At 67.1% G+C, this 20,843-nt stretch carries 23 protein-coding genes; 2 read left to right on the forward strand and 21 right to left on the reverse strand.

The features are described 5' to 3' along the window. The first annotated feature begins 160 nt into the window (after positions 1-160). The gene (locus B551_RS04890) at positions 161-853 is read left to right on the forward strand and encodes a glutathione binding-like protein (RefSeq protein WP_006578009.1); all 693 of its coding nucleotides are present in this window, start codon (positions 161-163) and stop codon (positions 851-853) included. 392 nt (positions 854-1,245) lie between these two features. After that, positions 1,246-1,638 (forward strand): helix-turn-helix domain-containing protein, encoded by a 393-nt coding sequence (locus B551_RS04895; RefSeq protein WP_023263593.1) that lies wholly within the window; start codon positions 1,246-1,248, stop codon positions 1,636-1,638. 17 nt (positions 1,639-1,655) lie between these two features. Here B551_RS04895 and ureG read toward each other — a convergent pair whose 3' ends face one another. The 21 genes from ureG to nuoN all read right to left on the reverse strand — a co-directional run bounded on the left by ureG (position 1,656) and on the right by nuoN (position 20,831). Then, complete coding sequence (gene ureG / locus B551_RS04900) at positions 1,656-2,279, reverse strand: urease accessory protein UreG (protein WP_006578011.1); 624 nt, start codon at positions 2,277-2,279, stop codon at positions 1,656-1,658. A gap of 32 nt (positions 2,280-2,311) precedes the next feature. Next, the gene (locus B551_RS04905) at positions 2,312-3,004 is read right to left on the reverse strand and encodes an urease accessory protein UreF (RefSeq protein ID WP_006578012.1); all 693 of its coding nucleotides are present in this window, start codon (positions 3,002-3,004) and stop codon (positions 2,312-2,314) included. 15 nt (positions 3,005-3,019) lie between these two features. Further along, positions 3,020-3,667: an urease accessory protein UreE gene (gene ureE / locus B551_RS04910; RefSeq protein ID WP_006578013.1), complete on the reverse strand. Its 648-nt coding sequence runs from the start codon at positions 3,665-3,667 to the stop codon at positions 3,020-3,022. 2 nt (positions 3,668-3,669) lie between these two features. Then, positions 3,670-5,388, reverse strand: a complete 1,719-nt coding sequence (ureC, locus tag B551_RS04915) for an urease subunit alpha (protein ID WP_006578014.1) — start codon at positions 5,386-5,388, stop codon at positions 3,670-3,672. After that, positions 5,388-5,693, reverse strand: a complete 306-nt coding sequence (locus B551_RS04920) for an urease subunit beta (RefSeq protein ID WP_006578015.1) — start codon at positions 5,691-5,693, stop codon at positions 5,388-5,390. Before B551_RS04920 ends, ureC begins: the two co-directional genes overlap by 1 nt. A gap of 62 nt (positions 5,694-5,755) precedes the next feature. After that, positions 5,756-6,394 carry a HupE/UreJ family protein gene (locus B551_RS04925; RefSeq protein ID WP_023263594.1) on the reverse strand — a complete coding sequence of 213 codons (639 nt, stop codon included), beginning with the start codon at positions 6,392-6,394 and terminating at the stop codon, positions 5,756-5,758. Positions 6,395-6,491: 97 nt separating this feature from the next. Continuing rightward, positions 6,492-6,794 carry an urease subunit gamma gene (locus B551_RS04930; RefSeq protein ID WP_006579911.1) on the reverse strand — a complete coding sequence of 101 codons (303 nt, stop codon included), beginning with the start codon at positions 6,792-6,794 and terminating at the stop codon, positions 6,492-6,494. 114 nt (positions 6,795-6,908) lie between these two features. Beyond that, a complete protein-coding gene (locus B551_RS04935; protein ID WP_006579910.1) occupies positions 6,909-7,793 on the reverse strand; it encodes an urease accessory protein UreD in 885 nt (294 codons plus the stop codon). A 35-nt stretch (positions 7,794-7,828) separates the two neighbouring features. After that, positions 7,829-8,521 (reverse strand): urea ABC transporter ATP-binding subunit UrtE, encoded by a 693-nt coding sequence (gene urtE / locus B551_RS04940; RefSeq protein WP_006579909.1) that lies wholly within the window; start codon positions 8,519-8,521, stop codon positions 7,829-7,831. A gap of 50 nt (positions 8,522-8,571) precedes the next feature. Further along, positions 8,572-9,420, reverse strand: coding sequence for an urea ABC transporter ATP-binding protein UrtD (urtD, locus tag B551_RS04945; protein WP_006579908.1), 849 nt, complete (start codon positions 9,418-9,420; stop codon positions 8,572-8,574). Positions 9,421-9,428: 8 nt separating this feature from the next. Further along, on the reverse strand, positions 9,429-10,631 hold the full coding sequence (gene urtC / locus B551_RS04950; RefSeq protein WP_006579907.1) for an urea ABC transporter permease subunit UrtC: 1,203 nt from the start codon (positions 10,629-10,631) through the stop codon (positions 9,429-9,431). Then, positions 10,628-12,277, reverse strand: coding sequence for an urea ABC transporter permease subunit UrtB (urtB, locus tag B551_RS04955; protein ID WP_083492518.1), 1,650 nt, complete (start codon positions 12,275-12,277; stop codon positions 10,628-10,630). The genes urtC and urtB overlap by 4 nt, the downstream gene beginning before the upstream one ends. 205 nt (positions 12,278-12,482) lie before the next feature. Then, positions 12,483-13,739: an urea ABC transporter substrate-binding protein gene (gene urtA / locus B551_RS04960; protein ID WP_023263595.1), complete on the reverse strand. Its 1,257-nt coding sequence runs from the start codon at positions 13,737-13,739 to the stop codon at positions 12,483-12,485. Between the two features lie 202 nt (positions 13,740-13,941). Beyond that, entirely contained in the window at positions 13,942-14,421 is a 480-nt protein-coding gene (locus tag B551_RS04965) for a MaoC family dehydratase (protein ID WP_006576677.1), read from the reverse strand. Between the two features lie 19 nt (positions 14,422-14,440). Continuing rightward, positions 14,441-14,893, reverse strand: coding sequence for a MaoC family dehydratase (locus B551_RS04970; RefSeq protein WP_006576678.1), 453 nt, complete (start codon positions 14,891-14,893; stop codon positions 14,441-14,443). Between the two features lie 230 nt (positions 14,894-15,123). Then, positions 15,124-16,242, reverse strand: a complete 1,119-nt coding sequence (locus B551_RS04975; RefSeq protein ID WP_006576679.1) for an acyl-CoA dehydrogenase family protein — start codon at positions 16,240-16,242, stop codon at positions 15,124-15,126. 13 nt (positions 16,243-16,255) lie between these two features. Then, positions 16,256-17,458 carry an acyl-CoA dehydrogenase family protein gene (locus B551_RS04980; RefSeq protein ID WP_006576680.1) on the reverse strand — a complete coding sequence of 401 codons (1,203 nt, stop codon included), beginning with the start codon at positions 17,456-17,458 and terminating at the stop codon, positions 16,256-16,258. Positions 17,459-17,547: 89 nt separating this feature from the next. Further along, a complete protein-coding gene (locus B551_RS04985; RefSeq protein ID WP_006576681.1) occupies positions 17,548-18,009 on the reverse strand; it encodes a DUF1178 family protein in 462 nt (153 codons plus the stop codon). Positions 18,010-18,319: 310 nt separating this feature from the next. Then, on the reverse strand, positions 18,320-18,964 hold the full coding sequence (locus B551_RS04990; protein WP_006576682.1) for an NUDIX domain-containing protein: 645 nt from the start codon (positions 18,962-18,964) through the stop codon (positions 18,320-18,322). Positions 18,965-19,012: 48 nt separating this feature from the next. Then, the gene (locus tag B551_RS04995; protein WP_006576683.1) at positions 19,013-19,321 is read right to left on the reverse strand and encodes a DUF2818 family protein; all 309 of its coding nucleotides are present in this window, start codon (positions 19,319-19,321) and stop codon (positions 19,013-19,015) included. Positions 19,322-19,355: 34 nt separating this feature from the next. Next, entirely contained in the window at positions 19,356-20,831 is a 1,476-nt protein-coding gene (gene nuoN, locus B551_RS05000) for an NADH-quinone oxidoreductase subunit NuoN (protein ID WP_006576684.1), read from the reverse strand. Positions 20,832-20,843 lie beyond the last annotated feature (12 nt).

The raw sequence follows: 20,843 nt of genomic DNA on the forward strand, positions 1-20,843 counted from the left end.
ATCCGGCCGCACGACTCCAGGGCGGCTGCGCCGGCAGCAAGCCATCCACGCGCAGCCTGTCTGCGCGTTTTTTTCTTCTGTGATTAAATGCGTCGGTCCATTCAACCGGCGCTGCGCTGCCGAGTCTGCGGCGCCCTTCTCCCGTCCAGGAGCTTCCTCGATGATCGATGTCTACAGCTGGGCCACACCCAATGGCCACAAGGTTCATATCATGCTGGAAGAGTGCGGCCTGCCCTACCAGGTGCACCCCATCAATATCGGAGCCGGCGACCAGTTCGGCGAGGAATTTCTGAAGATCAGCCCGAATAACAAGATCCCGGCGATCGTCGACAGCGAAGGGCCGGACGGCAAACCGATCTCCCTGTTCGAGTCGGGCGCGATCCTGGTGTATCTGGCCGGCAAGACCGGCAAGTTTCTGCCCGAGGACGTGCGCGGCAAATACGAAACGCTGCAATGGCTGATGTTCCAGATGGGCGGCGTGGGACCGATGCTGGGCCAGGCGCATCATTTCCGCATCTATGCGCCAGAGAAAATCGAATATGCGATCAACCGCTATACCAATGAAGCGCGCCGCCTCTATGGCGTGATCGACAAGCAGTTGTCGAATCGCCCCTGGCTGGCTGGCGACGAATATACGATCGCCGATATCGCGACCTTCCCGTGGCTGCGCAGCTGGCAGAACCAGGGCATCGAACTGGACGACTATCCGCACCTGAAGCGCTGGTTCAATACGATCGCTGAACGCCCGGCGGTCAAGCGCGGCGTCGAGGTACTGGCACGCGAACGCAAGCCGCTGCATACCGACAAGGAACGCGAGATCCTGTTCGGCGCGACGCAATACGCCCGCCGCTGAGCCGAAAGCCGCCCTCCGGCACCGAAGACCCCCAGCGAACGCTGGGGGTTTTTTCATTGGACGAGCGCTTGTGTGCGGGACGCGGCTCGCGCCAGCGGATCCGTCGGCGGGTCGCCGTCGCCCCATTCCTTAACTAAAACGCGCTGTTCTTTAGATTATTGAGAGATCGATTCAGGTGAATACCTGTATGACATTCACCTCCGAACATGAGAAAAAAGCGTTACGCGCTTTTGATTTCCCGATGCCGGCGCAGATTTTCAACACTTTACGCAATCTATAGTGTTTATATCGAAGGTTATGTTGTCTGACACCGATTGTGCGACGGACTCTAGGATGTCGAGTCGATCAGGCGAATCCCTTAACTTCCTTCAAATTCCTCTCTCCCCCTTACCATGATCGGCGATCCTCTCAAGCTATTTGGCCAAAGACTGACGGCCCTGCGCAAACAAAGGGGCTGGTCGCAGGAAAAACTCGCGCTCGAAAGCGGAATGGCGCGCTCCTACCTCAGCGGCATCGAGCGCGGGCTGCGCAACGTGGCGCTGATCAACATCTGCACGCTGGCCGATACCCTCGGCGTTCCTCCCGGCGAAATGTTGAAGTTTGATGGCGACAACTCGGTATTGACCGTCGAGGAATTACGCACGCCGTTCGGTGCGGAAGAAACTACCGCGCAACGCAATGCGCGGCGTTATATGGCAAGGCTCGATAATGACGACCAGGATCTCGTTGCCTCGGTGGCACGTGCGCTCGCCCGCAAGCGCGCCGCCGGACAAAATGCCGCCTGACGGCATCCGCCGCCGCGCTACATCGCCAGCATGCCCTGCCGCTCGATAAAGCGGATCACCGCGTCAAGACCCTGCCCCGACTTGACGCTCCCCATCACGAAAGGCCGTTCCCCGCGCATCTTGCGCGCGTCGCTTTCCATCACGTCAAGATTGGCGCCGACGTACGGCGCGAGGTCGGTCTTGTTGATCACCAGCAGATCCGACTTGGTAATGCCCGGTCCGCCCTTGCGCGGAATCTTCTCGCCGCCGGCGACATCGATCACGTAGATCGTCAGATCGGACAGCTCGGGGCTGAATGTCGCCGCCAGATTGTCGCCACCGGATTCGATGAACACCACGTCCGCATCGGGAAAGCGCGCCAGCATGCGGTCGACCGCCTCCAGGTTGATCGATGCGTCCTCGCGGATCGCGGTATGCGGGCAGCCGCCGGTTTCCACGCCCATGATGCGCTCGGCCGGCAGTGCTCCGGAGATCGTCAGCAGTCGCTGGTCCTCCTTGGTGTAGATGTCGTTGGTGATCGCCACCAGGTCGTAGCGCTCGCGCATGGCCTTGCACAGCATCTCCAGCAAGGTGGTCTTGCCGGAGCCGACCGGGCCGCCGACGCCGACGCGCAGCGGAGGAAGTGTCTTGGTACGGGTCATGATGTCGGTTCCGATTCGATATGCGGCTGCGCTCAGGAGCGGAACAGCCGGGAATACTGCGTTTCGTGGCGCGCCGACAGCAGGCCGAGCATCGGCGACAGCGTCGACAGCGCGGGCGGTTCGGCATCGGCGCGGCGCGCCGCCTCGGCCACCGCGTCGAGCACGCAGCCATGCATGGCGCGCAGGATCTGCTGGCCGGCGACCTGCCCCAGCGGCACCGCCTTGATCGCCGCGGCGATCTGGTTCTCGGCCCAGTTGAAGCAATAGGCCGCCAGCCCGTCGCGCTCGTCGACCTGCAGCGCGACGCAGGCCGCCGCGAACGCCGTTGGCAGGCACACCGGCGATATCGCCGCCAGCGCTTCGCGCAGCGCCGGCTCGCCCCATTCCATCTGCCCGACCAGCCGCGCCAGCGACCATCCCATCTGCTCGGTTTCGAGCCGCAACTCGGCGGTTTCCCGGCTTTGGTGGAACCAATCGTTCCAGTGCCGCGCGGCATCGCGGTCATCGGCACGCCATGCACGATGCAGCAGCAGCCACAACGGACCTTCGGCATGCGCCTGCACGTGCAGCAAATTGTCGCGAATCCACTGCCGCGCACTGTCGGCATCTAGCACGATGCCGCATTCGATCGCCGCCTCCAGCCCTTGCGAATAGCTGAACCCGCCAATCGGCAGCGCCGGCGAGGCCAGATGCAGCAGCGACAGCAGTTGCGGGAGTTGGGTCATGGCAGCGCGAGCGGCTCAGCGCGGGTGATCGCAGCCGACATGGTGTCCTTGATCCCCATGCGAATGATCATGATCATGCGGATGCGGATGCGGATGCGGATGCGGATGCGAGTGCGAGTGCGAGTGCGAGTGCGAGTGCGAGTGCCCATGATGCTCATGAAACACCGCCTGCGCCGCCGCGTAGTCTTCGGCGAAGGTCGCGTCGTGGCCGTGCTTGTGGCCGCCGCCATAGGCGCCGGCTTCGGGTTCGAATGGCAGCTCGGCGCGTTCGGCGTTCACGCCGAGGCGGACCAGCATGTCGGCCAGCACCGGGTCGTATTCCAGCCGCAGATAGTCGCGGCCGATCTCCACCGGGGTGTGGCGGTTGCCGAGGTGGTAGGCCGCGCGCATCAGTGCGTGCGGATCGCCGGACCGTACTTGCAGCACCGATTCCGCTGCCGCCTGCACCTCGACGAACGTGCCGTCGGCGGTCACCAGCAGGTCGCCGCCGCGCAGCACCGTGCCGCGCGGCAGGAAGATCGCCGCTTCCTCGCCGTTGTCCAGCACCGCGCGCAGCCGGCTCTTGCTGCGATCGCCGAACGGCAGCACCAGCTTCGGCGCGCGGCGCACCAGCACCGGCGCGATGCCGTGCGGCGCGGGAAGATGCTTGTCGATCTTGTGCATGGTCAGAACAGGAAATAGCGCTGCGCCATCGGCAGCGAGGTCGCCGGCTCGCAGGTCAGCAGCTGGCCGTCGGCGACGACCTGGTAGGTCTCGGGATCGACGGTGACCGTCGGCTGCCAGTCGTTGTGGACCATGTCGCGCTTGCTGACCGTGCGCGTGCCGCGCACCGCCGACAGCGTCTTCCGCAGCCCATAACGCCCGCCCACATCCGCAGCCAGCGCGGCCTGCGACACGAAGGTCAGCGACGACCGGTGCAGCGCACCGCCGGCGCTGGCGAACATCGGCCGATAGTGCACCGGCTGCGGCGTCGGGATCGACGCGTTGGGATCGCCCATCGCCGCGGCGGCGATCATGCCGCCCTTCAGGATCAGGCTCGGCTTGACGCCGAAGAACGCCGGCTTCCACAGCACCAGGTCCGCCCACTTGCCGACCTCGATCGAGCCAACCTCGTGCGCGACGCCATGCGTCAGTGCCGGATTGATCGTGTACTTGGCGACATAGCGCTTGACGCGGAAGTTGTCGTGCCCGCCGCGCGCATCGTGCGGATCGCCCGGAAGCTTGCCGCGCTGCAACGCCATCTTGTGCGCGGTCTGCCAGGTGCGCAGGATCACCTCGCCGACGCGCCCCATCGCCTGCGAATCGCTGGAGATCATCGAGAACGCGCCGAGGTCGTGCAGGATGTCCTCGGCCGCGATGGTCTCGCGGCGAATCCGGCTCTCGGCAAAGGCGATGTCCTCGGCGATCGACGGATCGAGGTGGTGGCAGACCATCAGCATGTCCAGATGCTCGTCGATCGTATTGATCGTGTAGGGCCGCGTCGGGTTGGTCGACGACGGCAGCACGTTGGCCTCGCCGCAGACCTTGATGATGTCCGGCGCATGCCCGCCGCCGGCGCCTTCGGTGTGATAGGTATGGATGGTGCGGCCCTTGAACGCGGCGATGGTCGCCTCGACGAAGCCGCCCTCGTTCAGCGTGTCGGTATGGATCGCGACCTGCACGTCGGTCGCGTCGGCCACCGACAGGCAGGTATCGATGGCGGCCGGCGTGGTGCCCCAGTCCTCGTGCAGCTTCAGCCCGATCGCGCCGGCCTCGACCTGCTCGACGATCGGCTGCGGCAGGCTGGCGTTGCCCTTGCCGAGCAGGCCGATATTCATCGGATAGGCGTCCACCGCCTGCAGCATCCGCTCCATGTGCCAGGGGCCCGGCGTCACCGTGGTCGCATAGGTGCCGGTAGCCGGACCGGTGCCGCCGCCGATCATCGTGGTGACGCCGCTCATCAGCGCCTCCTCGATCTGCTGCGGGCAGATGAAGTGGATATGGCTGTCGATGCCGCCGGCGGTGACGATCATCCCCTCGCCCGCGATCACCTCGGTGCCCGGACCGATGACGATCGCCACGCCCGGCTGGATATCGGGATTGCCGGCCTTGCCGATGCCGGCGATGCGGCCGTCCTTGATGCCGATATCGGCCTTGACGATGCCCCAATGGTCGACGATCAGCGCATTGGTGATCACGGTGTCGACGCAGTCGCGCGCCAGCCGCTGGCTCTGCCCCATGCCGTCGCGGATCACCTTGCCGCCGCCGAACTTGACCTCCTCGCCGTAGATCGTGAAATCCTTCTCGACCTCGATGACCAGCGCGGTATCGGCCAGCCGCACGCGGTCGCCGGTGGTCGGCCCGAACATCTCGGCATAAGCCTGCCTTCCGATCGTCAACGCCATCACAGCGCTCCCATGATCTTGCCGTTGAAGCCGTAGACGATGCGGTCGCCATCGAGGGCGACCAGCTCGACGGTGCGCGACTGCCCGGGCTCGAAGCGCACCGCGGTACCGGCGGCGATATTGAGCCGGAAGCCGCGCGCGGCATCGCGATCGAACTCCAGCGCGGCGTTGGTCTCGTGGAAGTGGAAATGCGAGCCGACCTGGATCGGCCGGTCGCCGGTATTGGCGACCGCCAGCCGTATCGTCGCGCGGCCCGCGTTCAGTTCGATCTCGCCGTCGGCGGGCATCAGTTCACCGGGGATCATGGGGTCTCCTGTCGTTGGTCGGGGCGGATTCGAGCCACCATCGGGCCACCATCGGGCCACCATCAGGCCACCATCAGCCCGACGCCATACAGCGCGACGCCGGCCCCAAGCGCGCGCGCCAGCCACGGCGCATGCCGGCGCAGTACCGAGCCGGCGGCGATGCCGGCCAGATGCAGCGCCATCGTCGCCAGCGCGAAGCCGCCGACATAGGCCAGCACCGCAGGCAGCGCGCCGGCACTCGCGGGCAGCTCGGCACCGTGCGCATGGCCATGGAACAGTGCGAAGCCTCCGACCAGCGCCATCGCCACGCCGGCGGGCAGCCGCGCACGCAGCGCGACCAGCAGGCCGATCACCAGCAGCGAGGCGGCGATCATCGGCTCGACCGCGGGCAGGGCAACACCGGCGAGGCCGAGCGCGGCGCCGACCAGCATCAGCGCGACGAAGGCCAGCGGCAACCGCAGCACGCCGCCACCCGCTCCGCCACCCGCGCCTGCGCCACGCACCGCCAGCGCGCTCCAGACGCCCACCGCCACCATCGCCAGCAAATGGTCGGCACCGGTCAGCGGATGCAGCAGGCCGGAGGCGAGACTGGCGCCGACGCTGGCGACATCGTGGCCCGGATGCGCCAGTGCCTGCCCGCTGGCGAGCAGCGCGGCCGCAGCGGCGAGATGAGCGGCGACGCCCGCCCGGCCACGCGGCATGGCTTGTTGGAAGGAAACGGAACGAATGAAACCGGCCATGTTGGTCCTCGGTAGAAAACGGAAATTCAGTCAGCGGCGGCGATGCGGGTGACGCCGGTCAGACGATCGGCTGGTGCACGGTGACCAGCTTGGTGCCGTCGGGAAAGGTCGCCTCGACCTGGATCTCCGGGATCATCTCGGCGACGCCGTCCATCACGTCCTCGCGCGACAGCACCGTGGTGCCGGCATGCATCAGCTCGGCGACGGTGCGCCCGTCGCGCGCGCCCTCCATGATCGCGGCGGTGATCAGCGCGACCGCCTCCGGATAGTTCAGCTTCAGCCCACGCGCGCGGCGGCGCTCGGCCAGCAGCGCGGCGGTGAAGATCAGCAGCTTGTCCTTCTCTCTTGGCGTCAGTTCCATCGCCAGTCCTCAACGTTCTGTCGTTACGTCGACCTGTCAGATCGACTTGTTGGATCAACCTGCTGGATCGACCTGCTGGATCGACCTGCTGGATCGACTTGTCAGATCGACCCGTTACGTCGCCCACAGCCGCAACGGCCTCGCCGCTACCCCATGGATCGGCATCCGCAACGCGCTCCACGCCGCCACCATCAGCTCGCGCACCGGCTCGATGCGCGCGCCCAGCACGCGCAGCAGCAGCATCGGCTGCTCGGCGTCGGCCAGGCACGTCACGCCGGCACGCAGATCGGTCCGATACGGCAGGCGATCGGCAAGCTGCTCGGCCAGTTCCTGCGTCGCGCCCGCGCCGACGGCCCACAGCGTGCCGAGCACCGGCAGGCCGTCGAGCCCGACGCGCGCCTGGCGCAGCGGCGAATCGGCATCGAGGCGGGCATGCTCGCGCCACAGCGTGCGGACGCCCTGTCCGATGCGCGTGTCCATCCACGCGGTGCCGCGCCGCCATTGCTCGCCGGACGCCTGCCGCCCGAGCACCAGCGCGTCCCAGCCGATCGCGCTGGCGCCCGGGGCGACCTCCACCGTGGTCGCGAGCCGCGCGCGCGCATCGTCGAACACGATGTTCTCCTGCGGCAGCCAGTCCAGCTTCGCGCCGGCCGCGACCGAGATGCGCACGCGCTGGCTGGCGTCGCGGCCGAGCGACTTGTACCACTTGGTCGCGCCCGGCGTGGCCAGCACCGCGTGCGCGCCGGCCTCGATGCCGATATCGATGTCGAGCACGTCGCCGCCCGCGATGCCGGCCGGCGGATGCAGCACCACCGCGTGGCAGATGCCGCCCTCCGGATACAGCGGCTTCTGCACCATCAGGGGCCCGGCATGCCGCCGCTCGACCAGCGCAGTACGCTCGCCGCGCACGGCAAAGCGCAGCCGCAACTGCGCGTGCCACGCGGCCGGCAAGGCCAGCGTCGCGGCCGGGTCGTCGGCGGGGAAATCGGGATGGCGCATCGATCGATCGAGCGAAGGCGAAGATGAGCCGCGGCCTAGACCGCGATCATTTCCCGCACGCCCTGCTCTTCCATTCGCCCGCCCTCGCCGCTGGCCACCACCTCCCCGCGGCTCATCACCACGTAGTGATCGGCCAGATGGCGCGCGAACTCGTAGTACTGCTCGACCAGCAGCACCGTCATGCCGAACTCGTCGACCAGCAGCCGCAACGCGCGGCCGATGTCCTGGATGATCGACGGCTGGATGCCTTCGGTCGGCTCGTCGAGGATCAGCAGCTTCGGCTCGCTCATCAGCGCGCGGCCGATCGCCAGCTGCTGTTGCTGTCCGCCCGACAGGTCGCCGCCGCGGCGCTGCCGCATCGTGCGCAGCACCGGAAACAGTTGATAGATGCGGTCGGGCACGCCGGCCGGCTTGCCGCGGCTGGCGGCGCCGATCAGCAGGTTCTCTTCGACGGTCAGCCGCGGAAAGATCTCGCGGCCCTGCGGCACATAGGCCAGGCCCGCGGCGACGCGCTCGTAGGGCGGCGCCTTGTCCAGCGTCCGGCCGTGCCAGCGGATGGTGCCGCTGCGGGTCGGCACCACGCCCATCAGGCATTTCAGCAGCGTGCTCTTGCCCACGCCGTTGCGGCCGAGCAGCGTGGTCAGCCGGCCCTCCGGCACGTCGAAGCTGACGTCGCGCAGGATATGGCTGCCGCCGTAGTACTGGTTCAATCCGCTGACTTGCAGCATCGGTTTTCCTTTCTGCGCTTCCATTCCGCGCCGCCGTTCAGCGCCGCCGTTCAGCGCCCCAAATACGATTCGATCACGCGCTCGTCGCGCTTGACCGCGTCCAGCGTGCCCTCGGCCAGCACGCTGCCCTCCGCCAGCACCGTGACCTTGCCGGCCTCGCCCGCCAGCGCGGCGACGAATTCCATGTCGTGCTCGACCACCATCATCGAGCAGCTGCCGCGCAGGCCATTGAGCAGCTTGGCCAGCTGCATCGTTTCCTCGTCGGTCATGCCGGCCACCGGCTCGTCGAGCAACAACAGCTGCGGCCGCTGCATCAGCAGCATGCCGATCTCGAGACGCTGCTTCTGGCCGTGCGACAACAGCCCCGCCGGCCGGTAGGCCTCGTCCTCCAGGCCCGTCAGCGCCAGCGTCTGCTCGATGCGGCGGCGGCCATCGGCGTCGAGCCGTGCGCGCAGCGACGACCACCAGCGCTTGTCCGCCTTCATCGCCAGCTCCAGGTTCTCCCACACCGCGTGCTGCTCGAACACGGTCGGCTTCTGGAACTTGCGGCCGATGCCGGTCTGCGCGATGGTCGGCTCGTTCAGCCGCATCAGGTCGATGCTCTGGCCAAGGAACACGCGGCCGCTGACCGAGGCATTGCGTGGCCCGGTCTTGCCGGTGATCACATCCATCATCGTGGTCTTGCCCGCGCCATTGGGGCCGATCACGCAGCGCAGTTCGCCGTGGTCGATCGACAGCGTCAGCCGGTTCAAAGCGCGGAAGCCGTCGAACTGCACGGTGACGTCCTCCAGATACAGGATCGGGCCGTGCGAGACGTCGATGGCGCCGCGCTCGAGCACGCGGCCCAGGCCGGTGGCGTCGCCGCTTTCCGCCTGCGCCGCGTCGTGGCGTTCGTTCATTGCGGCGTTCATGCCTTTCCTCCGCTGCCGGCAGGCACCGCCACGGGCGCAGGCTTGGGTGCCGCCGTTGCACCCGCCGCGCCGCCCCGCCGCAGGCGAACCAGCAGCCCCACGACGCCGTTTGGCAGATACAGCGTCACCAGCACGAACATCGCGCCGAGCAGGAACAGCCAGTACTCGGCGAAATGCGCGGTGAACAGCGTCTTGGCGCCATTGACGAGGAACGCGCCGATCACCGGACCGATCAGCGTGCCGCGTCCGCCGACCGCGACCCAGACCGCCATCTCGATCGAGTTCGCCGGCGACATTTCGCCCGGATTGATGATGCCGACCTGCGGCACGTACAGCGCGCCCGCGATGCCGCACAGCACCGCCGAGAAGGTCCAGACGAACAGCTTGTAGCCGAGCGGGTTGTAGCCGGAGAACATCACGCGCGTCTCGGCATCGCGCACCGCGGTGACCACGCGGCCAAGCTTCGAGGTCACGATATAGCGGCAGGCGATCAGCCCGCCCAGCAGCGCGAACGCGGTCAGTACGAACAGCACGGTGCGCGTCTCGGGTGCGGCGATCGCGAAGCCGGCGATGCGCTTGAAGTCGGTGAAGCCGTTGTTGCCGCCGAAGCCTGTCTCGTTGCGGAAGAACAGCAGCATCGCGGCATAGGTCATCGCCTGCGTGATGATCGACAGGTAGACGCCCTTGATGCGCGAGCGGAACGCGAAGAAGCCGAACAGCCAGGCCAGCACGCCGGGCACCAGCACCACCAGCAGCAGCGCGTAGCCCAGATGCTCGGTGCCGTGCCAGAACCACGGCAGCTCCTTCCAGTCGAGGAACACCATGAAGTCGGGCAGCTCGCTGCGATAGACACCGTCGCGGCCGATCGCGCGCATCAGGTACATGCCCATCGCATAGCCGCCGAGCGCGAAGAACAGCCCGTGGCCCAGGCTCAGGATGCCGCAGTAGCCCCACACCAGATCGAGCGCGATCGCCGCCAGCGCGAAGCACATGATCTTGCCGATCAGCGTCAGCGCATAGGCCGACAGATGCAGCGGATGCGTGTCGGGCAGCACCAGCGCGCACACCGGCACCGCCACGGCGGCGAGCAGCGCGAGCAGCGCCAGCGCCAGCCAGCCGCGCGTGGAGAACAGCGGCTGGCGCGCGGGCACCGCCAGCGTGAAGGCGCGCGTTGAAGGATCGATCGAGCTTTGCATCATGCCTCCGCGCTGCGCCCCTTGAGCGCGAACAGTCCCTGCGGCCGCTTCTGGATGAACAGCACGATCAGCACCAGGACGATGATCTTGGCCAGCACCGCGCCGTAGAACGGCTCGATGAACTTGTTGATGATCCCCAGGCCGAAGGCGCCGACGATGGTGCCGGCCAGCTGCCCGACGCCGCCGAGGACGACCACCATGAAGGAATCGATGATGTAGGCTTGCCCCAGGTCCGGGCCGACATTGCCGATCTGCGACAACGCGCAGCCGCCGAGCCCGGCGATGCCCGCGCCGAAGGCAAACGCATAGCTGTCGACCTTCCAGGTCCGTACGCCGACGCACGCTGCCATCGTGCGGTTCTGCGTGGTGGCGCGCACGAACAGCCCGAGCCGGGTGCGATTGAGCACGGCCCAGGCGATCGCCACCACGGCCAGCGCGAACACGACGATGACGATGCGGTTGTACGGAATCACCAGTCCCGGCATCCACTGCACGCCGCCGCTCATCCAGCTGGGGTTCGCCACCTCGACGTTCTGCGCGCCGAACAGCATCCGCACCGCCTGCATCAGCAGCAGGCTGATGCCGAAGGTCGCCAGCAGCGTTTCCAGCGGACGGCCGTACAGATGGCGCAGCACCAGCCGCTCCAGCACGAAGCCGACCGCGGCGGCGGCGAGGAAGGCCGCGGGCAAGGCCGCCGGCAGATACCAGTCGAACGCATCGGGCAGATAGGTGCGGAACAGCGTCTGCACCAGCCAGGTCGCATAGGCGCCGATCATCAGGAATTCGCCATGGGCCATGTTGATCACGCCGATCAGGCCATAGGTGATGGCCAGGCCCAGCGCGGCCAGCAGCAGCACGCTGCCCAGGCTCAGGCCCGCGAACAGGTTGCCGATCAGCTCGGCCTGGCGTTCACTGGCGCGCAGATTGTCGAGGGCCTGCTGCGCGGCGGCACGCAGTTGCGCGTCGGGCTCGCGGTACTGGCCGCTGTCGTCGCGCTCGACCAGCGGCTGCAGCCGCTGGCGCGTGGCCGGATCGATGTCGCGGCCCAGTATGCGAATCGCCTCCAGCCGCTCGTCGCGGCTGCCGTCGGCGAGCACGGTATTGGCCCAGATCACGTCGAGCCTGGCGCGCAGCGCGGTGTCGGCTTCCGACTGGCGTGCGACGGCGACGGCCTCGCGCGGCGCGTCCTCGGGGCGCTCGAGCAGCGCGGCAATCGCCTGCGCGCGTACCGCGGCATCCGGCGACGCCAGCAGCAGGCTGCCGGCCGCGCCGTCGACCTGCGCGCGCAGGCTGTTGTTCAGCGTCAGCGATTGCAGCGCGCCGGCATCGACCTCGACCGGCTTGCCGGTGATCGCGTCGATCGCACGCTCGCCGTCGACGCGCACCATGCCGATGCCCGGCGCGAACTGCAGCGTGTCGTCCTGCAGCGCCCGCAGGATCGGGCCAGCCTGCTTCGGATCGGCCTTGGCCAGCGCGGCGATGGCGGCGCGCTTGGCGTCGAAGTCGTCTTCGGCCAGCGGCTGCAGGTCGGCCTGGGTCAGCGCGGTGGCGGCCCACAGCGCAGGGGCGGCCAGCAGCAGCGGCAGCACCAGCAGCACGGCAAGCGTGGCGCGCCACCAGGAGGCGCGGAGCAGCATGGGTCGGGACATGGAAATGGGTAGTGTCCTGGATGATGGAGTGGGCTTGAAGCGGATGGCAGTGGGATAGCGAGCGCCGCTACCCTCTCCCCCGCCCCTTTCCCGCAAGCGGGAGAGAAGAAAACCTGCGAGAGAACCGACGGTCTTCTCCCTCTCCCCCTCAGGGGGAGAGGGTTGGGGAGAGGGGGTGGTTTGCCACCCTCTCCCGCACGAAGCCTCACATCACCTTGTCCGGCTTGCCCTCGTTGCCCGCGATGAACGGGCTCCACGGCTGCGCGCGCAGCGGCTTCGGCGTCTTCCAGACGACCGAGAACTGGCCATCGCCCTTGACCTCGCCGATCATCACCGGCTTGTACAGATGGTGGTTCTCGCCCATCGTCAGCGTGAAGCCGCTTGGCGCCTTGAAGGTCTGGCCGATCATCGCGGCGCGGACCTTGTTCGGATCGGTGGTGCCGGCCTTCTTGACCGCCTGCGCCCACATATGGATGCCGACGTAGGTCGCTTCCATCGGATCGTTGGTCACGCGCTTGTCGCCGCCCGGCAGCTTGTTGGCCTGGACCCAGGACGCCCATTGCTTCTTGAACGCGTCGTTCTCCGGGTTCTTGACCGACATGAAGTAGTTCCATGCGGCCAGATGGCCGACCAGCGGCTTGGTATCGATGCCGCGCAGTTCTTCCTCGCCGACCGAGAACGCCACCACCGGCACGTCCTTGGCCTTCAGGCCCGCGTTGCCCAGCTCCTTGTAGAACGGCACATTGGAGTCGCCGTTGATCGTCGAGATCACCGCGGTGCGGCCGCCCTGCGAGAACTTCTTGATGTTGGCGACGATGGTCTGGTAATCGCTGTGGCCGAACGGCGTGTAGACCTCCTCGATATCCTTGTCGGCCACGCCCTTGCTCTTCAGGAATGCGCGCAGGATCTTGTTGGTGGTGCGCGGATACACGTAGTCGGTGCCCAGCAGGAAGAAGCGCTTCGCGCCGCCGCCCTCCTTGCTCATCAGGTACTCGACCGCGGGAATGGCCTGCTGGTTCGGCGCCGCGCCGGTGTAGAAGACGTTCTTCGACATCTCCTCGCCCTCGTACTGCACCGGATAGAACAGCAGCGCGTTCAGTTCCTCGTAGACCGGCAGCACCGACTTGCGCGACACCGAGGTCCAGCAGCCGAAGGTCACCGCAACCTTGTCGTTGCTGATCAGCTGGCGCGCCTTCTCGGCGAACAGCGGCCAGTTCGACGCGGGATCGACGACTACCGGCACCAGCTTGCGGCCCAGCACGCCGCCGCTCTTGTTGATCTCGTCGATGGCCATCAGCGCGACGTCCTTCAGCGACGTCTCCGAGATCGCCATCGTGCCCGACAGCGAATGCAGCACGCCCACCTTGATCGGCTCTTTCGATTGCGCGATCGCCAGCGGGCTGGTACCGATCATCGCCGCGGCGGCCACCGCCGACAGCTTCAATATCTCACGTCGTTTCATTGCAGCTCCCTAGCTCGTATTGGTGTTCGAGGAAGAACGCACCCCGGCAGGGACTTCTGCAACTAGCGTGCCACCAAAAAAGAACGCGGCCTGTGGCCGCGTGGGTGACTGCATCGAGATGACGGCACCGTGGCGGTGCGCGCGTGCCTTGCATCACGATGGTGCGATGACGCAAAGCGGTGCGGCGCACCGCGCCGGGGCGTCAGGAATAGCGCCGGCTGATCGATTCGGCGACGCAGACCGGACGGTCGCTGCCCTCGCGCTCGATCGTGACCTCCCAGGTCGACTGCGCGCCGACCAGGTCCGGTGCATTGGGCGGCGGCGCGATGCGCTCGACCTTCAGCAGCTTGATGCGCGCGCGCAGCCGGCTGCCGACCGGCACCGGCGCGGTGAAGCGCACGCGGTTCAGGCCGTAGTTGACGCCGATCTTGACGCCCGGCATCTGCATCGCGCTCTGCATCAGCGCGGGCAGCAGCGACAGCGTCAGGAAGCCGTGCGCGACCGGCGCGCCGAACGGCGATTCGCGCCGCGCGCGTTCGGGATCGACGTGAATCCACTGATGGTCGCCGGTCGCCTCGGCGAACAGATTGACCTGGTGTTGCGTGATCTCGGTCCAGTCGCTGACCGCGACCTCCTGCCCCTGCAGGCCCTCGAGTTCTTCCAGCGAAGCGATGGTGCGCATCTTCTCTCCTTGTCCAATGTCAGGCCGGCCGGCGGCCATACATGCCCATGCCCTTGACGGTGCAGACCAGCTCGCCGCGCTGGTTGACCGCCTCCCACTGCGTGTGCACGACGCCGCGATCGGGCTTGGACTGCGACGGCCGCTTGTCCAGCACCGCGACAAACACCGTCAGCGTGTCGCCGGCATAGACCGGCTTGAGCCAGCGGATCTCGTCGACCCCAGGCGAGCCCATGCTGGCGGATTTCGATGTCATGTTGTCGACCAGCATGCGCATCATCACCGCGCAGGTCATCCAGCCGCTCGAGATCAGGCCGCCGTAGATGCTCTTCTTCGCCGCCTCCTTGTCGACGTGGAACGGCTGCGGATCGTATTGCGCGGCAAAGCTGACGATCTCGTCCTCGGTGATCAGCCGCGAGCCGAGCTCGCGCCGGCTGCCGACGACGAAGTCTTCGAAGTACATGGTGTCGGACATGGGGTCTCCGTGGTTGTCGGTATCGACAATGTATCGAGTGTGTTCTCCCTCTCCCCTCAGGGGGGAGGGTCGGGGAGAGGGGTGGTTTCAGTCGCCACGTACATAGCGACCGCCGCTGCCCTCTCCCCCGCCCCTCTCCCGCACGCGGGAGAGGGGAGAAACCCGGAATGCAAAAAGCCGCGCCGGACGTTCAGCCCGAGCGCGGCCTTGCTTGCCTCAGCGGCTGGCCATCATGCCGCCTGCTGGAATTCCGGCAGGCTGGCGAAGCGGCCAAGATGGTGGTCGACGTCGCCAAAGGTCGTGTTGATCAGCGTCAGCCGCTTGAACATGTGCGCGGCCGGCAGTTCGTCGGTCACGCCCATGCCGCCGTGGATCTGCACCGCTTCCTGGCCGACCGTGCGCGCCGCCTGTCCGACCCGCGCCTTGGCGGCGGACACGTAGCGGCGGCGCTCCTCGGGGCTCGCCTCGTCGAAGCGGGCCGCGGCCAGCAGCGTGATCGAGCGCGACTGCTCCGCATGGATGAACATCTCGACCATGCGGTGCTGCAGCGCCTGGAAGCGCGCGATCGGCACGCCGAACTGCTGGCGCGTCTTGGCGTACTCGATGGTGGCGGCGGTCAGCGTGTCCATCACGCCCACGGCCTCGGCGCACAGCAGCACCGCGGCGTAGTCGGCGACCTGCTCGAGCAGCGCCCAGCCCTGGCCCTCGGCGCCCAGCAGTTCGCCAGCGGCGTCCTGGAAAGTGATATCGGCCGCGTGCAGGTTGTCGATCGTGCGGTAGTCGCGGATGGTGACGCCCGGCGCCTTGGCATCGACCAGGAACAGCGAGATGCCGTCCTGGTCGGCGTTGCCGCCGCCGCTGCGCGCCGACACCACCAGCTTGTCGGCCTGGCCGCCGTGGATCGCCACGACCTTGGCGCCGTTCAGCTTGCCGCCCTTGGCCGTCACGCGCACGTCGTTCAGCGCGTAGCGCGCCTCGCGCTCGTTGAACGCGGTGGCCAGCTTGATCTCGCCGCCGGCAACCTGTTCGAGCACGGCGTCCTGGCCGCCGGCCTGCTTCAGCGCGTAGGCGGCGGTCACCGTCGCCAGGTACGGCTCGACCACCAGGCCGCGGCCCAGCTCCTGCATCACGACCATCATGTCGATGGCCGACCCGTTGAAGCCGCCCTGCGCCTCGGGCACCGGCAGCGCGGTCAGGCCGAGTTCGACCAGCGCGTTCCAGGCCGCCTCGCTGTAGCCGGTCTCGCTCTTGTAGGCCTTCTTGCGGGACTCGAAGTCGTAGCTCTTGTCGATGAAGCGGCGTACCGCGTCAGCCAGTTGCTTCTGCTCGTCGCTGAGATTGAAGTTCATGGTTCCTGTCTCCTCACAGCCCCAGGATCATCTGGCTGATGATGTTCTTCTGGATTTCGTTGGATCCGCCGTAGATCGAGGTCTTGCGGAAGTTGAAGTAGTACGCGGCCAGCGGCGCGGCATCGTCGTAGCCGGTCACCGCATGCTCGGTCTCGCACTCCAGGTAGTCGCGGTCGAACGGCTGCGCGTACGGGCCGACGGCTTCGACCATCAGCTCGGTCAGCATCTGCTGGATCTCGGTGCCCTTGATCTTCAGCAGCGAGGCCTCGGGGCCGGGGCCCTTGCCGGCGCTCTCGCTCGACACCACGCGCAGCACGGTGATTTCCAGTGCCATCAGCTCGATCTCCAGCGCGGCGACCTTGGCGCCGAACACCGGATCCTCCAGCAGCGGCTTGCCGTTCTTCTGCTGCTGGCGCGCGACGCGCTTCAGGAAGCCGAGCTCGCGCTTGGAATTGCCGACGCGGGCAATGCCGGTGCGCTCATGGCCGAGCAGGTACTTGGCGTAGGTCCAGCCCTTGTTCTCCTCGCCGACGCGGTTCTCGACCGGCACCTTGACGTTGTCGAAGAAGACCTCGTTCACCTCGTGGTCCTCGTCGAGCATGATGATCGGACGCACGGTGATGCCCGGCGTCTTCATGTCGATCAGCAGGAAGGAAATGCCCTCCTGCTTCTTGGCTTCGGGGTCGGTGCGGACCAGGCAGAAGATCATGTCGGCATGCTGGCCGAGCGTGGTCCAGGTCTTCTGGCCGTTGACGATGTAGTGCTTGCCGTCCGGGGTCAGTTCGGCGCGGGTCTTCAGCGAGGCCAGGTCCGAGCCCGAGCCCGGCTCCGAATAGCCCTGGCACCACCAGTCGGTGCAGTCCAGGATGCGCGGCAGGTAGTACGACTTCTGCTGCTCGTTGCCGTACTTCATGATCACCGGCGCGACCATCGCGACGCCGAAGGGCAGCACGCCGGGCGCGCCGACGCGGGCATTTTCCTCATCCCAGATATGGCGCTGGGTCGCGTTCCAGCCGGTACCGCCGTACTCGACCGGCCAGTGCGGCGCCGACCAGCCCTTGCCCGCCAGGATCTTGTGCCAGCGCACCAGATCGTCGCGGTTGGGCCGGCGGTGATTCAGAATCTTGGCGCGAATGTCCGCCGGCAGGTTGGCTTCCAGCCAGCTGCGCACTTCCTCGCGGAAGGCGTTGTCGGCCGCCGTGTAGTTGAGATCCATGCCCGTCTCCAGTGATGCCGGCTGCGGCCGGCAAATTGTTCTGGCCAACGCACCCTCGCACCGGCGCGAAGGCGGGCACGGGACGCGATTCAGTGAGCCGTCTGCTTCAGCGCATCCGGCACCACGAGCGGAAACGTTTCGATGCCCTCTTCGGCGAGCGCCTGCACTTCCTCCGGCGACGCCGTCCCGCGGATGCCGCGTTCCGGTGCCTCGTCGTAATGCATGCGCCTGGCCTCCTCGGCAAAGCGCGGCCCCACGTCCTCGGTCTGCGCCAGCACCTGCCTGACCGCCTGCAGATACAGCGATTGCAGAGCCTGCGCCGCCTGCGGGACCGCCTGTGCCTGCCGCGCCGGCGCCTGAGCAGCCGGCTGGCGCTCGGCCGCGCCGGACAGATTCAGGCGCGGGGCGCTCGGCAGCCGCGTCACCGCGTGGTCGCCGCAGACAGGACACTGAACGAGATCGCGCGAAATCTGCGACTGCGCATCGTCCTCCGAAGCAAACCAGCCTTCGAACCGATGGTCATGCGCGCAGCGCAGGTCGAGCACCTTCATGATGTTTCCAGCCCGTCAAAGCAAATATTAGCCGTGAATCGCAAATTTGTGAACGGTCGTTCTAATTTTTTCCTGACCGCGGCCAGCCTGGGGCTGGCGTCTGGGGAAGATGGTAGCGTCTCGGCGAATTTAAAGGTGGGTTGCCCTCTCCCCGGCCCTTTCCCCGGCCCTTTCCCCGGCCCTCCCCCGCAAGCGGGAGAGGGAGAACACCCTTGGCACACCGCCACCAGGCGGTTCGCTCCCCGCTCCCGCTTGCGGGAGAGGGCCTGGGGGAGAGGGCAGCAGCGCTCGCACAACCAGCGGGCCGGGATCAACCCGGCACCGTCTGCTCCCCCGGCTGCCAAGTCCCCGACAGCACCTTTTCCAGCCAGAACGCCCCGATGATGGTCTTGACGTCGGTGATGCGGCCCTGGCGGACCCAGTCGATCACCTGCCCCGCCGGCACGATCAGCGTTTCCAGGAATTCGCCGTCGTCGAGCGCCGCCTCGCCGGCGGTCAGGTCGCGCGCCAGGAACAGGTCGATGAACTCGGTCGAGTACGAGATCACCGGGTGGATGCGGGTCAGATAGTCCCAGCGCGCGGCGCTGTAGCCGGTCTCCTCGCGCAGTTCGCGCTCGCCGCAGCGCTGCGCCCCTTCCTGCGGATCGAGCTTGCCGGCCGGGAATTCCAGCATGACCTCGCGCACCGCATAGCGGAACTGGCGCTCCACCAGCACGGTGCCGTCGTCGAACAGCGGGATCATCATCACCGCGCCCGGATGCTCGACATACTCGCGGCCGGCCTGCTTGCCGTCGGGCAGCCGCACGATGTCCTGCTTCAGCGTCAGAAACTTGCCCCGGTGCAGCGTCGCGGACGCCAGGGGGACTTCCTTCAGATGGTCGTCGCCGCCGGCGTCGAGCGCTTCGGGCGAGACCAGGGAGGCGGCGTTGGCGCCTTGGGATCGGGATGACGACATGAACCCTCCGGGATGGCGAGGCCGCCGAAGGTCATGCCGGATTCGGCGTCAGCTCGCGCGATGTTTGACCAGGTACTGCCAGGTGTAGCCGGGGAAGGCGAACACCAGCATCAGGCAGGCGGTGATCGCGTAGAACTGCCAGCCCTGGGCGAAGCGGTTGCCCAGGCCGGCCTCAACCGCGAAGCCTACCGCGCCGACCAGCAGATAGTAGACGATCAGCTCGGCGAGCCGCATCCAGAACGGCTTGCGCGGCTTGCCGAGCGGAATGACCGCGAACAGGCGCTGGTTGACGAACGGCAGATTGGCACAGGCCAATGCCAGCAGGATGACAAACCAGCCGCCCGCGGATGCGCTCATTGTGGTGTGCGTGGTGCGCGTGTCGGCCGGGCGCTCAGGCGCCCAGCGTGGTGCGCACGACCTGGTAGCACAGGTTCATCAGCGCGGCCGGGAAGATGCCCAGCACGACGATGACCAGGCCGTTCAGGCTCAGCAGCGAACGCAGGCCGCCCGAGGCCTCCAGCGTTTCCTCGCCGGCCGGCACGTCGAAGTACATCAGCTTGACGATGCGCAGGTAGTAGAACGCGCCGATCAGCGAGAACAGCACCGCCACCACGGCCAGCCACGACATGCCCGCCGCGACCACCGCCTCGAGCACCGCCAGCTTGGCGTAGAAGCCCACCGTCGGCGGGATGCCGGCCAGCGAGAACATCATCACCAGCATCAGCAGCGCGAACCACGGGTTCTTGCGCGACATGCCCTTCAGGTCTTCCAGCGTCTCGGCCTCGAAGCCCTTGTTGGTGCGCAGCAGGATGATGCCGAAGGTGCCCAGCGTGGTCAGCACATAGGTGACCGCGTAGAACATCGCCGAGCCGTAGGCGCTGGCGGCGCCGTCGGTCTGGCCGCCGGCCACGCCCGACAGCATGCCCAGCAGCAGGAAGCCCATGTGCGAGATCGTCGAATACGCCAGCATCCGCTTCAGGTTGCTCTGCACGATCGCGGTCAGGTTGCCGATCGCCAGCGACACCACCGCCAGCACCGACAGCATCAGCTGCCAGTCCACCGCCAGCGGCAGCAGGCCCTCGACCAGGATGCGCAGCGTCATCGCGAACGCGGCCAGCTTCGGCGCACCGGCGATCAGCAGCGTCACCGCGGTCGGCGAGCCCTGGTAGATGTCCGGAATCCACATGTGGAACGGTGCGGCACCCAGCTTGAAGGCCAGGCCGGCGACCAGGAACACCACGCCGAAGGCCAGCATCGTCGTGTTGACGCGGCCGGACTCGACCACGCGGAACACCTCGCCCAGGTTCAGCGAACCGGTGGCGCCGTACATCATCGACATGCCGTACAGCAGGAAGCCCGAAGCCAGCGCGCCCAGCACGAAGTACTTCATCGCCGATTCGGAGGTCACGCGCGAATCGCGGCGCAGCGCGACCAGCGCGTACGACGACAGCGACAGCAGTTCCACGCCGAGATACAGCGTCAGGAAGTTGTTGCCGGTGATCATCACGATCTGGCCGCCCAGCGTGAACAGCGCCAGCATGTAGAACTCGCCGGCGTACAGGTCACGGTCGCCGAGGTAGCGGCGGGTGTAGACCAGCGTCACGAACAGCGCCAGCGCCGAGAACGAGGCCAGCACGTTGGCCATCGGGTCGATCACGGCCAGGTTCGAGAACGCGTAGTGGGTCTCGCCGTTGGCGGCGTTCAGGCCGAACCAGACGGTCAGCACCAGCGTGATCAGCAGCGACAGCGGATAGGCGACGCTCGGCCGGTTCTTGCCGCGCGCAAGGTCGATCCAGTTGACCGCCGCGATGGCGATCGCCAGGAAGATGATCGGGGCGACAGCGGCCCAATTCGTGGTCGATTCCATGATTCGTTCTCT

It is taken from the genome of Cupriavidus sp. HPC(L) (assembly GCF_000307735.3).
Taxonomy (GTDB): Bacteria; Pseudomonadota; Gammaproteobacteria; order Burkholderiales; family Burkholderiaceae; genus Cupriavidus.

Coding starts and splice junctions, on each gene's coding strand:
- B551_RS04970 (WP_006576678.1), bottom strand. CDS start 14,893: ATGTCCGACACCATGTACTTCGAAGACTTCGTCGTCGGCAGCCGGCGC.
- ureG (WP_006578011.1), bottom strand. CDS start 2,279: ATGACCCGTACCAAGACACTTCCTCCGCTGCGCGTCGGCGTCGGCGGC.
- B551_RS04890 (WP_006578009.1), top strand. CDS start 161: ATGATCGATGTCTACAGCTGGGCCACACCCAATGGCCACAAGGTTCAT.
- B551_RS04895 (WP_023263593.1), top strand. CDS start 1,246: ATGATCGGCGATCCTCTCAAGCTATTTGGCCAAAGACTGACGGCCCTG.
- B551_RS04925 (WP_023263594.1), bottom strand. CDS start 6,394: ATGCCGCGTGGCCGGGCGGGCGTCGCCGCTCATCTCGCCGCTGCGGCC.
- B551_RS04920 (WP_006578015.1), bottom strand. CDS start 5,693: ATGATCCCCGGTGAACTGATGCCCGCCGACGGCGAGATCGAACTGAAC.
- B551_RS04975 (WP_006576679.1), bottom strand. CDS start 16,242: ATGAACTTCAATCTCAGCGACGAGCAGAAGCAACTGGCTGACGCGGTA.
- B551_RS04980 (WP_006576680.1), bottom strand. CDS start 17,458: ATGGATCTCAACTACACGGCGGCCGACAACGCCTTCCGCGAGGAAGTG.
- urtE (WP_006579909.1), bottom strand. CDS start 8,521: ATGCTGCAAGTCAGCGGATTGAACCAGTACTACGGCGGCAGCCATATC.
- ureE (WP_006578013.1), bottom strand. CDS start 3,667: ATGCACAAGATCGACAAGCATCTTCCCGCGCCGCACGGCATCGCGCCG.
- urtC (WP_006579907.1), bottom strand. CDS start 10,631: ATGATGCAAAGCTCGATCGATCCTTCAACGCGCGCCTTCACGCTGGCG.
- urtA (WP_023263595.1), bottom strand. CDS start 13,739: ATGAAACGACGTGAGATATTGAAGCTGTCGGCGGTGGCCGCCGCGGCG.
- B551_RS04905 (WP_006578012.1), bottom strand. CDS start 3,004: ATGACCCAACTCCCGCAACTGCTGTCGCTGCTGCATCTGGCCTCGCCG.
- B551_RS04985 (WP_006576681.1), bottom strand. CDS start 18,009: ATGAAGGTGCTCGACCTGCGCTGCGCGCATGACCATCGGTTCGAAGGC.
- urtB (WP_083492518.1), bottom strand. CDS start 12,277: ATGTCCCGACCCATGCTGCTCCGCGCCTCCTGGTGGCGCGCCACGCTT.
- B551_RS04935 (WP_006579910.1), bottom strand. CDS start 7,793: ATGCGCCATCCCGATTTCCCCGCCGACGACCCGGCCGCGACGCTGGCC.
- nuoN (WP_006576684.1), bottom strand. CDS start 20,831: ATGGAATCGACCACGAATTGGGCCGCTGTCGCCCCGATCATCTTCCTG.
- B551_RS04965 (WP_006576677.1), bottom strand. CDS start 14,421: ATGCGCACCATCGCTTCGCTGGAAGAACTCGAGGGCCTGCAGGGGCAG.
- B551_RS04995 (WP_006576683.1), bottom strand. CDS start 19,321: ATGAGCGCATCCGCGGGCGGCTGGTTTGTCATCCTGCTGGCATTGGCC.
- ureC (WP_006578014.1), bottom strand. CDS start 5,388: ATGGCGTTGACGATCGGAAGGCAGGCTTATGCCGAGATGTTCGGGCCG.
- B551_RS04990 (WP_006576682.1), bottom strand. CDS start 18,964: ATGTCGTCATCCCGATCCCAAGGCGCCAACGCCGCCTCCCTGGTCTCG.
- B551_RS04930 (WP_006579911.1), bottom strand. CDS start 6,794: ATGGAACTGACGCCAAGAGAGAAGGACAAGCTGCTGATCTTCACCGCC.
- urtD (WP_006579908.1), bottom strand. CDS start 9,420: ATGAACGAACGCCACGACGCGGCGCAGGCGGAAAGCGGCGACGCCACC.